11 protein-coding genes are annotated in these 12,155 nt (G+C 67.7%); 6 read left to right on the forward strand and 5 right to left on the reverse strand.

The window, feature by feature from the left end; all coding sequences use genetic code 11:
• Positions 1–36: 36 nt before the first annotated feature.
• A complete protein-coding gene (locus VH567_RS13595; protein ID WP_423326802.1) occupies positions 37–1,254 on the reverse strand; it encodes a penicillin-binding protein activator in 1,218 nt (405 codons plus the stop codon).
• Positions 1,255–1,264: 10 nt separating this feature from the next.
• Between VH567_RS13595 and rsmI the strand changes: the two genes are divergently transcribed.
• The 4 genes from rsmI to VH567_RS13615 all read left to right on the forward strand — a co-directional run bounded on the left by rsmI (position 1,265) and on the right by VH567_RS13615 (position 4,399).
• Entirely contained in the window at positions 1,265–2,110 is an 846-nt protein-coding gene (gene rsmI / locus VH567_RS13600) for a 16S rRNA (cytidine(1402)-2'-O)-methyltransferase (protein ID WP_423326940.1), read from the forward strand.
• A gap of 48 nt (positions 2,111–2,158) precedes the next feature.
• Entirely contained in the window at positions 2,159–2,557 is a 399-nt protein-coding gene (locus tag VH567_RS13605; RefSeq protein WP_423326803.1) for a YraN family protein, read from the forward strand.
• A 162-nt stretch (positions 2,558–2,719) separates the two neighbouring features.
• On the forward strand, positions 2,720–3,676 hold the full coding sequence (gshB, locus tag VH567_RS13610) for a glutathione synthase (RefSeq protein ID WP_423326804.1): 957 nt from the start codon (positions 2,720–2,722) through the stop codon (positions 3,674–3,676).
• 123 nt (positions 3,677–3,799) lie between these two features.
• Positions 3,800–4,399, forward strand: a complete 600-nt coding sequence (locus tag VH567_RS13615; RefSeq protein ID WP_423326805.1) for a DedA family protein — start codon at positions 3,800–3,802, stop codon at positions 4,397–4,399.
• Between the two features lies 1 nt (position 4,400).
• On the opposite strand, the gene VH567_RS13620 is transcribed toward VH567_RS13615, so the two are convergent.
• Entirely contained in the window at positions 4,401–5,300 is a 900-nt protein-coding gene (locus tag VH567_RS13620; RefSeq protein ID WP_423326806.1) for a tyrosine recombinase XerC, read from the reverse strand.
• Positions 5,301–5,363: 63 nt separating this feature from the next.
• Between VH567_RS13620 and VH567_RS13625 the strand changes: the two genes are divergently transcribed.
• Both VH567_RS13625 and VH567_RS13630 read left to right on the forward strand, forming a co-directional pair.
• Entirely contained in the window at positions 5,364–6,824 is a 1,461-nt protein-coding gene (locus VH567_RS13625) for a diguanylate cyclase domain-containing protein (protein WP_423326807.1), read from the forward strand.
• A 41-nt stretch (positions 6,825–6,865) separates the two neighbouring features.
• Positions 6,866–9,037 (forward strand): primosomal protein N', encoded by a 2,172-nt coding sequence (locus VH567_RS13630; RefSeq protein ID WP_423326808.1) that lies wholly within the window; start codon positions 6,866–6,868, stop codon positions 9,035–9,037.
• A 230-nt stretch (positions 9,038–9,267) separates the two neighbouring features.
• On the opposite strand, the gene VH567_RS13635 is transcribed toward VH567_RS13630, so the two are convergent.
• The 3 genes from VH567_RS13635 to VH567_RS13645 form a co-directional block, all read right to left on the reverse strand.
• On the reverse strand, positions 9,268–9,522 hold the full coding sequence (locus VH567_RS13635) for an ATP synthase F1 subunit epsilon (RefSeq protein WP_093399766.1): 255 nt from the start codon (positions 9,520–9,522) through the stop codon (positions 9,268–9,270).
• A gap of 132 nt (positions 9,523–9,654) precedes the next feature.
• Positions 9,655–11,136 (reverse strand): F0F1 ATP synthase subunit beta, encoded by a 1,482-nt coding sequence (gene atpD / locus VH567_RS13640; RefSeq protein WP_056488474.1) that lies wholly within the window; start codon positions 11,134–11,136, stop codon positions 9,655–9,657.
• 17 nt (positions 11,137–11,153) lie between these two features.
• A complete protein-coding gene (locus tag VH567_RS13645; RefSeq protein ID WP_333928625.1) occupies positions 11,154–12,047 on the reverse strand; it encodes a F0F1 ATP synthase subunit gamma in 894 nt (297 codons plus the stop codon).
• Between the last annotated feature and the right edge of the window lie 108 nt (positions 12,048–12,155).

Genomic DNA, 12,155 nt, shown 5'->3' on the forward strand with positions numbered 1-12,155 from the left:
CCCAGACTGGGCACCCGCCTTCGCAGGTGAACACGCTTACTTCCCGAAACCGGCCGGCGCCGGCGAGACCACGGTCGTCGTACCGCTGCGGATTTCCTTCACCTCCAGCGCGCGCTCGGCGACGTTGTCCTTGCCGAAGCGGAACGCGCCGTCGATGCCGGCAAAGCCGTCGCCGTCGCGCAGGCGGTTGACCGGGAACGGCGTGCCGGGCTTCCAGTCGCGGGCGATGCGGACCGTCAGCAGCACCGAATCATAGCCGAGGCTCGACAAGCGGTACGGCCCCGTGCCGAACCGCGCGCGGTATTTGGCGGCGTATTGGCGGTACAGCGTGTCCGACACGCTCGCATACCATGCGCCGGCCAGCGCGGGCTTGGCGGCGATGCCGGGCTCCGAGTTCCACAATTCGGTGCCGAGGATACGCGTCGATGCGCCGCCGCCACGCTTGACCAGCGCCGCCGCCGCCGCCGCGTTCGAACCGCTGTCGGCGATCAGCACCGCGTCGTACGGCGCTTTCGCCGCAAGCCGCGTGACCGCGCCGGAAACGCCACCGGGGCCCCGCGCATACGTCTGGAGCGAGACGACCTGCCCGCCCGCACCCTCGACGGCGCGGAGGAACGCGGTCGAGGCGCGTTCGCCGTACAGGCCGTTCGGGACCAGTCCCGCGAAGTTGGTGACGCCGCGCTCCTTCGCGAAATCGACGACCCGCGCGACCGACTGGGTCGGGACATAGCCCATCAGATACGCACCGTTACCCGCCACGCCGAGATCGTTGGAGAAGCTCAGCACCGGAATGTTCGCGGCGCGCGCGATCGGCGCGACCGCGCGGACATCGTCGGCGAGCAGAGGCCCGAGGATCAGCTGCGCACCCTCGGCGATCGCGCGCTGCGCGGCGGCGGCGGCACCGGTCGCGGTGTCGTAATTGGTGATCCGGACGCGCTGGTTCTGCGTATCGAGCAGTGCCAGCATCGTCGCGTTGGCGATCGAGGTGCCGACACCGGCGTTGCTGCCCGACAGCGGCACGAGCAGCGCGACGCGGTTACGCTCGGCATCGCGCGGGATGCCGGTCTCGACGCCGATCTCGGGGCGATCGGCAGGACGCGTGGTCGGGCGCTGCTGCGATGGCTCGACGGGACCACGCGGGACGATCGTCTGGCACGCGCCGAGCAGGCACGCCGCGGCAAGCGTCGCCCAGCGCCCGATGGCCCCTCGTCGCATGGTACGTGCCGATTGCCCTATCGTCGTCGCGTCTGCCATGACCGTCCCCATGAACCCTGAAACTCTTCTCGATCCCGGTCTCTACATCGTCGCGACCCCGATCGGCAATCTTGGCGATCTGTCGCCGCGCGCCGCCGACATCCTCCGCAGGGCCGACGTGATCGCGGTCGAGGACAGCCGCGTGACCGCCGGTCTGCTCCGCCATGTCGGCACGAAAACGCCGATGGTGCCGTATCACGATCACAGCGCGGAAGGCGTCCGTCCGGCGCTGATCGCGCGCATGGCGACGCAGGCGGTGGCTTTGGTGTCGGACGCGGGGACGCCGCTGATTTCCGATCCCGGGTTCAAGCTGGTGCGCGACGCGCGCGCCGCGGGGCATCTGGTGGTGACGATCCCGGGGCCGTGCGCGGCGGTGGCGGCGCTGACGCTGGCGGGGCTGCCGACCGACCGGTTCCTGTTCGTGGGCTTCCTGCCGTCGAAGCTGCACGCGCGGGCGGAGGCGATCGCCGAAGTCGCGACGATCCGCGCGACCCTCGTAATGTATGAATCGGGCCCGCGGCTCGGCGCGTGTCTGGCGGCTCTGCTGGAAGGGCTCGGCGACCGCGAGGCGGCGGTCACTCGCGAGATCAGCAAGAAGTTCGAGGAAGCGGTGACGGGGACGCTGTCGACGCTCGCCGCCCGCTATGCGGATGCGCCGCCGCGCGGGGAGATCGTGATCGTCGTCGCGCCGCCGGGTGAAGCGCCGCCCGCTAGCGCGGAGGATGGCGACGCGGCGCTGACCGAAGCATTGACGCGGCTGTCGACTGGGCAGGCCGCAAGCGAGGTCGCGAAGAAACTCGGCCTCGACCGCAAGGCCCTCTACGCACGGGCGCTGGAATTGAAGCCGAAGCCCTGATCTCCCCTCCCGCTTGCGGGAGGGGTCGGGGGAGGGCATGCCACGGACATGCCGCCCCCGCCCTCCCCTATCCCCTCCCGCAAGCGGAAGGAGACGCACGACCGAAAGGTCGCGGAGGCGGCAGGTCGGCGCGGCGAGCGGCTGGCCGGATGGTGGTTGCGCCTCAAGGGCTGGAGCATCCTCGATCGCCGCGTCCGCACACCGGCAGGCGAAGTCGATATCGTCGCGCGCAGAGGCAACCTGATCGCCTTCGTCGAGGTAAAAACCCGCGCGACCGCCGCCGAACTCGACTTCGCGATCGACGAACCCCGCCTCGCCCGCGTCGCGGCAGCGGCGGAATATCTGATGCCGCGCTATGCCGGACCCGGCGACGATATCCGCGTCGACGTCATCCTGCTCGCCCCCGGCACGCGCCCGCGGCATATCGAGAATGCCTGGATCGGGTAGCGATCAGGTGAGCGTGGGTGACAAATCCCGCCCGCCTTCCTAAGTCCCGATCCGAACCATCCCAACCCGTCACCCCAGCGGACGCCGGGGTCTCTCCGTAACTGGGAGACCCCAGCTTCCGCTGCGGTGACGGAAATCGGGATGCATGGAAGGAATGCGAGAATGAGCCTCACCGTCGCCGTCCAGATGGACCCGCTCGACAGCATCAACATCGCCGGCGATTCGACGTTCGCGCTGATGCTCTCGGCGCAGGACCGTGGCCACACGCTCTTCCATTACTCGGCCGAGGATTTGAACTACCGCGACGGCCGGGTCTGGGCGAAGGTACATCCGGTCACCGTGCAACGCGTGGTCGGCGATCACTTCAGCGTCGGCGAACCCGTCAACCTCGACCTCGGCGACGAGGCCGATGTCGTGCTCATGCGCCAGGATCCCCCGTTCGACCTCGGCTATATCACCGCGACACATCTGCTCGAGCGGATCGCGGACAAGACGCTCGTCGTGAACGATCCCGCGCAGGTCCGGAACGCGCCCGAGAAGGTGTTCGTGCTCGACTATCCGCAGTTCATGCCGCCGACGTTGGTCACGCGATCGCTCGACGAAGCGCGCAAATTCCTCGCCGAGCACGGCGCGATCGTGATCAAGCCGCTGCACGGCAATGGCGGCAAGGCGATCTTCAAGGTCGAGTCGGACGGCGCCAATTTGTCGGCGCTGATGGAGGTCTTCAACATGACCTGGCGCGAGCCGCACATGGTCCAGGCGTTCCTCCCCGACGTCGCGAAGGGCGACAAGCGCATCGTGCTGATCGACGGCGAGGTCGCAGGCGCGATCAATCGCCTGCCGGGCGAAGGCGAGATCCGCTCGAACCTCGCGGTTGGTGGCTCGGCGGAGAAGTCGGAGCTGACCGACAAGGAGCGCGAGATCTGCGCGGTGCTCGGGCCTGAGCTCAAGAAGCGCGGGTTGCTGTTCGTCGGGATCGACGTGATCGGGGGCACGTGGCTGACCGAGATCAACGTGACCTCGCCGACCGGGATCGTCGCGATCGAGCGGTTCGATGGGACCGATGTTTCCGCGATGATCTGGGAAGCGATCGAGGCGAAGGTCGCGGCGCGTGTCTAACTACTCCCCTCCCGCATGCGGGAGGGGCCGGGGGTGGGCTCCCGGCCAATTCCAATCGCAGCAGCAGCGGACAGCCCGCGCCCACCCCCTGCCCCCTCCCGCATGCGGGAGGGGAAGAAGCGCATGACCGAATTCATCCTCGATCTCATCGCCTGGGGCGGATATTTCGGTATCTTCCTGTTGATGGCACTCGAGAATATCGTGCCCCCGGTACCGTCCGAAGTCATCATGGGCCTCGGCGGCATGGCGGTCGCGCGCGGCAACATGAGCGTCGTGCCGCTGATCGCCTGGGGCACTGCGGGCTCGGTGGTCGGCAACTACTTCTGGTATTATATCGGCCGCAACATCGGCTACGAACGCTTCCGTCCGTTCATCGAGCGCAACGGCCGCTGGCTGACGATGGAATGGTCCGACGTCGAGACGATCCACCGCTTCTTCATGAAGCGCGGCGGCTGGGTGATTTTCGTGTTCCGGTTCATGCCGACCTTCCGCACCGTCATCTCGCTACCCGCGGGGATGACGCGCATGCCGATCTGGCAGTTCGTGATCTGGACCGCGGCGGGCAGCGCGATCTGGAACACCGTGCTGACCTATGCCGGCATCCTGCTCGGCTCGCATTTCGAAGAGCTCGACCGCTATGTCGGGCCAGTCGCCGTCGCGACGTTCGTCGTCATCATCGTCGGCTATGTCTGGCGCGTCGTCACGTGGAAGCCCAAGGGGTAATTCACGCCCGCGGATGGGCGTTGCGGTACACGTCCATCAGGTGCGCCGCATCGACCTGCGTATAGACCTGCGTCGAACTCAGGCTCGCATGTCCGAGCAACTCTTGGAGCGCGCGCAGATCCGCCCCCCGCCCCAGCAGATGCGTCGCGAAACTGTGGCGCAGCGCATGCGGCGTCGTGCGATCCCCCAGCCCCAGCCGCGCGCGCGCCATGCGGACCGAGCGGCGGATCATCACCGGCGACAGCGGGCCCCCCTTGGCTCCGCGGAACAACGGCTCGGCGCGCGCGATCGGCCAGGGCGTCTGCGCCGCATACGCCTCGATCGCCTCCCGCACCTGGGGCAGCAGTGGCACCACGCGTGTCTTCGCCCGCTTGCCCATCACCCGGATCGTCTCGCCAAGCGGCAATACCGCGCCCGTCAGCGCCAGCGCCTCGCCGATCCGCAACCCCGCCCCGTACAGCAGCAGCAGCACCGCCCAGTCGCGCGCCGCGATCCAGGGCTCGGCGGCATCGTCCGCCACCTCCTCGGCCAGCGCCATGACCTCGGCAGGCGAGATCGGCCGCGGCACGCCCGTCTTCACCCGGGGCCCGCGCAACCGTGGCTGCTCCGCCGCCGCGTTCGCCCAGGACAGGAAACCGCGCACCGCCGACAGTTCGCGCGCGGCCGACGCATTGCCCAACCCGGCATCGCGACGCTGCGCCAGATACGCCCGCAGGTCCGCCGCCGTGACCCGTGCGAGCGTGGTACGATCGACCCGCTCGCCCCAATGACCGACCAGAAACGCCGTCAGTCGCTCGGCCGATGCCTGGTACGCGCGCACCGTATGCACCGATCGCCGACGATCGCGGGCAAGGTGCTCGGCCCACCGCATTGACGGCGGCAGGGGATCGATCCTGTCCATTGGGTGGACAGTAGCGCGTTCGAACGGCAAAGAAAATTAACGCACCCCCTATATCGAACAACCATGTCACCAGCCGACCTCACGACCGATGTATTCGCGGACGAAACGCGGCGGGTTGCGGCATTGCACGCGCTGGCGCTGCTCGACAGCGAGCCGGAACGTGAATTCGACGCGCTGGTCGCGCTGGCTGCGGAGATGCTGGATTGCCCCACCGCGTTGCTGACGCTGGTCGACAGCGAACGGCTGTGGATCAAGGCTGCGGCCGGCGGCGAGCGCGGCGAGATCAGCCGCGATATCGGCATGTGCGCCTACACGATCCAGAACGAGGATCCGCTGGTCATCGAGGATCTGGGCGACGACGTGCGGTTCGCGCTGAACCCGCTGGTCATGCCGTCGGACGGCGCGCGCTTCTATGCGGGAGCGCCGATCCACGCGATCGACAGCGGGGGCGAGCGCCACGCGATCGGCTCGATATGCGTGATCGACTCGGTACCGCGCAGCCTGAACGACGCCGGTCGCCGCGCGCTGATGCATCTCGCCACGCTGGCCGAGACCACCATCGCCGCCCGCGCCGCCGCGCACCAGGCGATCGCGATCGCCACCACCGCGGATCGCCAGGCGGCGGCGCTCGCACGGCAGGATCGCATCTTTCGCCAGGCGGAACGGATGGCCGCGATCGGATCGTGGCGCGTGGCGCTCGACGACGAACAAGTCGAATGGTCCGACGGCGTCTATCGAATCTACGGCCTGCCGGTCGGCGACATGCCGGAAATGCCCGTCGCGATGGGCTTCTATCCGCCGCACGCGCGCAAAGAACTGGCGGGGAAACTCGACCGAGCGATCACAACCGGCGAGCCGTTCGACGTCGAAGTCGACTTCACCACCGTACAGGGCGAGGCTCGTCGCGTCCGGGTGCTGGGCGAACGCGAAACCGTCGATGGGACCCCGGTCGGCCTGGTCGGCGTGTTCCAGGACGTGACCGAACGCCACGCGCTGGAAACCACGCTACGTCGCTCCGCCGACACCGATTCGCTGACCGGAATCGCCAATCGCGCCGCGTTCGATCGCGCGCTGGAAGCGGCGATGGCGCGATCGCATGCCAATGACACGCCGCTGTTGCTCGCGCTGGTCGATTTGGACGGCTTCAAGGCGATCAACGACACGCTTGGCCATACTGCAGGCGACGACGTGTTGCGCGGCGTCGGACGCGTGCTGCAGGCGCCATGGCTCAAGAACAGTTTTGCCGCCCGTCTCGGGGGCGACGAATTCGGCCTGATCATCGAGGATCCGGAGATGATCGCGGTCGCGGAGCAGGTCTGTGTCCGGCTGCAGGACGCCCTCCGCTTCCCGATCGCACTGAACGGACTGGCGATGGTCAGCGCCGGGACGGTCGGGCTCGCCGCGCTTGAGCCCGACTGCCATTCGATCCGTGATTTCGTCCACCGCGCCGACACGATCTTGTACCAGGCCAAGCGCACGCGGGTCGGCGAACGACGCCGCAGCGACAACCGCAACGCCGCTTAGACGGTTCACGCGGAGTCGATCTGTCCCCATATACGGACACGATGTCGTCCCGCGCCCGTGTCCTGATCCTCAACGCCGCCCTCGGGCCGCTCGACTACCGCGTGCCTGCCGGCATGGAGGTTGGGCCGGGCTCGATCGTCGTCGCGCCGCTCGGGCCGCGGCAACTGCTCGGCGTGGTGTGGGAGGCGGAGCGGATGCCGTCCGATGCGGAGGTCGGCGACAACCGGTTGCGCAACCTGCTCGCGGTCGCCGACGTGCCACCTTTGGGGGCGCCGCTGCGGCGGCTGGTCGAGTGGACGGCGGATTATTACCTCGCGCCGGCGGCGTCGGTGTTGCGGATGACGCTGGCTTCGACGTCTGCACTGGAGGGCGCGCGGACGGCTATCGAGTATAGGTCGACCGGAGTCGTGCCGCCTCGCCTGACGCCGCAGCGGGAGCAGGCACTGGAGCGGATCGGTGATCGCCAGGGGCTGATCCGCGAACTGGCGACGCTGGCGGAGGTGAGCGACGCCGTCATTCGCGGGCTGGTGAAGGTCGGTGCAATCGAGGCGGTCGAGGTAAGTATCGACGTCCCCTACCCCGTGCCCGATCCCTCGCATCACGAGCCGGTCCTGTCCGACGACCAGCGCGCGGCGGCGGATGCCCTGGTCGCTGGCGTGGCGGAGCACGCGTTCCACCCGACGCTGCTCGACGGCGTTACGGGCTCGGGCAAGACCGAGGTGTATTTCGAGGCGGTGGCGCAGGCGATCCGCGATGGGCGGCAGACCTTGGTGTTGCTGCCCGAGATCGCGCTGACCGAGCCGTTCCTCAAGCGCTTCCACGACCGGTTCGGGTGCGAGCCTATCGCGTGGCATTCAGGGCTGCGCTCGACTCAGCGGCGGCGCGCTTGGCGGGCGATCGCGAGCGGCGAGGCATTGGTGACGGTCGGCGCGCGCTCGGCGCTGTTCCTGCCGTACCGCGACCTCGGGTTGATCGTCGTCGACGAGGCGCACGAGACCAGCTTCAAGCAGGAAGAGGGCGTGCACTATCACGCGCGCGACGTCGCGGTGATGCGCGGCAAGTTCGAGGGGTGCCCGGTGATCCTCGCCTCCGCGACGCCAGCGATCGAGACTCGCCAGCAGGTCGTGACCGGGCGGTATGCGGAGTTGAAGCTGCCGGGGCGGTTCGGCGCGGCGGAGATGCCGACGATCGAGCCGATCGACCTGATCAAGGAACCGCCCGAACGCGGCCGCTGGCTGGCACCGCGGCTTGTGAAGGCGATGCAGGCGACGCTGGAGCGGCGCGAGCAGTCGTTGCTGTTCCTCAACCGGCGGGGCTATGCACCGCTGACATTATGCCGGACGTGCGGGCATCGGTTCCAATGCCCGAACTGTACGGCGTGGATGGTCGAGCATCGCCTCACGCGGCGGCTGGCGTGCCATCATTGCGGGCATGCGGAGCCGACGCCGCGCGTGTGCCCGGAATGCAAGGGCGAGGATACGCTCGTCGCGTGCGGGCCGGGGGTGGAGCGGATCGCGGACGAGGTGACCGCGCTGTTTCCGGAGGCGAAGACCGCCGTGGTGACGTCGGACACGATCTGGTCGCCGGCCAAGGCGGCGGAGTTCGTTGGGCGGATGGAGGCGGGCGATATCGACATCGTCGTCGGCACGCAGCTGGTGACGAAGGGATATCACTTCCCAAACCTGACTCTGGTCGGCGTGGTCGATGCGGATCTCGGGCTAGACGGCGGCGACTTGCGCGCGGCGGAGCGCACGTTCCAGCAGATCCGGCAGGTGTCGGGGCGTGCGGGGCGCGGCGAGAAGCCGGGCCACGTGTTTATCCAGACGCACAGTCCCCGTGCTCAGGTCATGCAGGCGCTGATCACCGGCGATGCGGATGCATTCTACGCCGCGGAGACCGATGCGCGCAAGGATGCGGGGGCGCCGCCGTTCGGGCGTTACGCCGCGATCGTTGTATCGTCGGAGGACCAGGGTTGCGCGCACGATACCGCCAAGCTGGTGGGGCGGAGTGCGCCCGAGGTCGAGGGTATGCACGTCTATGGGCCTGCGCCCGCGCCGCTGGCGATGTTGCGGGGGCGGCATCGGTATCGGCTGCTCGTCCATGCGCGGCGGGCGCTGGATGTGCAGGATGTCATCCGGGAATGGTTGGGGAAGCTGGACTGGCCGTCGAAGGTTCGAGTGACGGTAGACGTCGACCCGTATAATTTCCTGTAGCGGCGGGCGCGCTCCCACACCGGCCTGTGCCACCACCCCGGCGGAGGCCGGGGCCCAATTGGGGGACGCAGGTGACAGGCGCCGCGCTTCGTTACTTCGACCGTTCCAACTGGGCCCCGGCCTTCGCCGGGGTGGAAGCAGAAGAGTAGGAAGAAAATTTGTTCACCCGCGAAGGCGGGTGCCCAGTCTGGATCCCCGCCTTCGCGGGGAAACAATCTTGTTAGGTACGCTTACTCGCCAGCGTGTTCGGCGAGGACGGTCAGGCCCTTGGCGTTGACCTCGGCGAACCCGCCCTTGATCGCGATGATCTCGGGGGTGCCGTTCTGCGTGCGGTATACCTGAACGCCGCCGTCGCGGACCGTCGACATGAAGGGCGCATGGCCTTCAAGGACGCCGAAATCGCCTTCGGTGCCGGGGACGACGACCATGTAGACCTCCTCCGAGCGGACGAGCTTTTCTGGCGTGACGAGTTCGAAATGCAGCATGTCTGGGTCTCACTCCCCTCCCGCATGCGGGAGGGGCCGGGGGTGGGCTCGCGCTAACAGCGTCGCGCGACGTGGAGGGCGGGKGCCCACCCCCCAGCCCCCTCCCGCTAGCGGGAGGGGGAGCAGTAGAAGTTACGCTTCCGAAGCCATCTTCTCGGCCTTGGCGACCGCTTCGTCGATGCCGCCGACCATGTAGAACGCCGCCTCGGGAAGGTGGTCGTATTCGCCCTCGACCACCGCCTTGAACGAGCGGACCGTGTCCTCAAGCTGGACGAACTTGCCGCTGATGCCGGTGAAGACCTCGGCGACGTGGAACGGCTGGCTCAGGAACTTCTGGATCTTCCGCGCACGCTGGACGGTGAGCTTATCTTCTTCCGACAGCTCGTCCATGCCAAGAATCGCGATGATGTCCTGCAGTGACTTGTACTTCTGCAGCGTCGACTGGACGGCGCGAGCCGTATCGTAATGCTCCTGGCCGACGACGCGTGGCTCGAGCAGACGCGAGGTCGAATCGAGCGGATCGACTGCCGGGTAGATGCCCAGCTCCGAGATCGCGCGGTTGAGGTTGGTCGTCGCATCGAGATGCGCGAACGACGTCGCCGGTGCCGGATCGGTGAGATCGTCGGCCGGCACGTACACGGCCTGCACCGAGGTGATCGACCCCTTGTTGGTCGACGTAATGCGCTCCTGCAGCGCGCCCATGTCGGTCGACAGCGTCGGCTGATAGCCCACCGCCGACGGGATACGACCGAGCAGTGCCGAAACCTCTGCGCCCGCCTGCGTGAAGCGGAAGATGTTGTCGACGAAGAACAGCACGTCCTGGCCTTCGACGTCGCGGAAATACTCGGCGATCGTCAGGCCCGACAGCGCGACACGCGCGCGTGCGCCTGGCGGCTCGTTCATCTGGCCAAATACCAGCGCGACCTTCGAGCCCTCAGACTGCGGATTGCCGTCGGCATCCTTGGCGATGACGCCCGCGTCGAGGAACTCGTGGTACAGATCGTTACCCTCGCGGGTACGCTCGCCGACGCCCGCGAACACCGAGGTGCCGCCATGGCCCTTGGCGATGTTGTTGATCAGCTCCTGGATCAGAACGGTCTTGCCGACGCCTGCGCCCCCGAAAAGCCCGATCTTGCCGCCCTTCGCATAGGGTGCGAGCAGATCGATGACCTTGATGCCGGTAACCAGGATCGCGCTCTCGGTCGACTGGTCGACGAACAGCGGCGCCGAGGCGTGGATCGGGGCGGTCGTCTCTGCGCCGACCGGGCCACGCTCGTCGATCGGCTCGCCGATGACGTTGAGGATGCGGCCGAGCGTCTTCGGGCCGACCGGCACGCGGATCTGCGAGCCGGTGTCGGTGACGGTCTGGCCGCGGGTCAGACCCTCGGTGGCGTCCATCGCGATCGTGCGAACGGTGTTCTCGCCGAGATGCTGCGCGACCTCGAGGACGAGCCGGTTGCCGTTGTTATCGGTTTCGAGCGCCGACAGAATGGCGGGCAAATTGTCGGGGAAATGCACGTCGACGACCGCACCGATGACCTGCGAGATGCGGCCGGTGTTATTGGTGGCCTTGGGGGCGAGCGTGGTTCCGAGGGTCTCTGGGGCGGTTGCCATTGTCTGCTTCCTTGGACTTACTTGAGCGCTTCGGCGCCCGAGATGATTTCGACCAGCTCGGTCGTGATCGCGGCTTGGCGGGTACGGTTATACTGGATCGAGAGGCGCGTGATCATGTCGCCGGCATTGCGCGTGGCGTTGTCCATCGCGTTCATGCGCGAGCCCTGCTCCGACGCGGCGTTTTCGAGCAGCGCGCGGAAAATCTGGATCGCGACGTTGCGCGGCAGGAGATCGGCGAGGATCGCTTCCTCGTCGGGCTCGTACTCGACCACGGCCTCGGCCGGAGCGTTCGGCTTGGCCTCTGCGCCGGGGATCGTCGACAGCGGGATCGGAATGATCTGGATACCGGTCGGGACCTGCACCAGCGCCGAGACGAACTTCGCGTAGAACAGATGCGCGACATCGAACTGACCCTCGCCGAAGCGCTTGATCAGGTCTTCCGAGATCTCCTGCGCGTCGCTGAACGCGAGCTTCTTGATCTGGCTCATCTCGTGGTCGGCGAGGATGTCGTTCGGGAAGAAGCGCTTGATCACGCGCCCCTTCTTGCCGGCGACGTAGAACTTCACGGTCTTGCCAGCCGCGATCAGCTCCTCGGCCTTGCGACGTGCCGCACGGACGATGTTGGTGTTGAACGCGCCCGCGAGGCCACGCTCCGACGTCGCGATGACGATCAGGTGGACCTGGTCCTTGCCGGTACCCGCGAGCAGCGGCGAGGCGCCCGGTGCGATGCCGACGCGCCCCGCGAGGCTCGCCATCACCGCTTCCAAACGCTCGGCATACGGACGCCCGGCAACCGCCGCGTCCTGCGCACGGCGCAGCTTCGCAGCGGCGACCATCTTCATCGCCTTGGTGATCTTCTGCGTCGACTTCACCGAGCCGATGCGGATCTTGAGGGCCTTAAGTGATGCCATCGTCTCTTCCTGCTCCCTCGCCCCTCCGGAGAGAGGGTTGGGGTGAGGGGCTGCCAAGGGCGGCACCTCGCGGTACCACCCCTCACCCCGACCCTCTCCCCGCAGGGG

The sequence above is a fragment of the Sphingomonas sp. 4RDLI-65 genome (assembly GCF_049472435.1).
In the GTDB taxonomy this organism is placed as follows: Bacteria; Pseudomonadota; Alphaproteobacteria; order Sphingomonadales; family Sphingomonadaceae; genus Sphingomonas.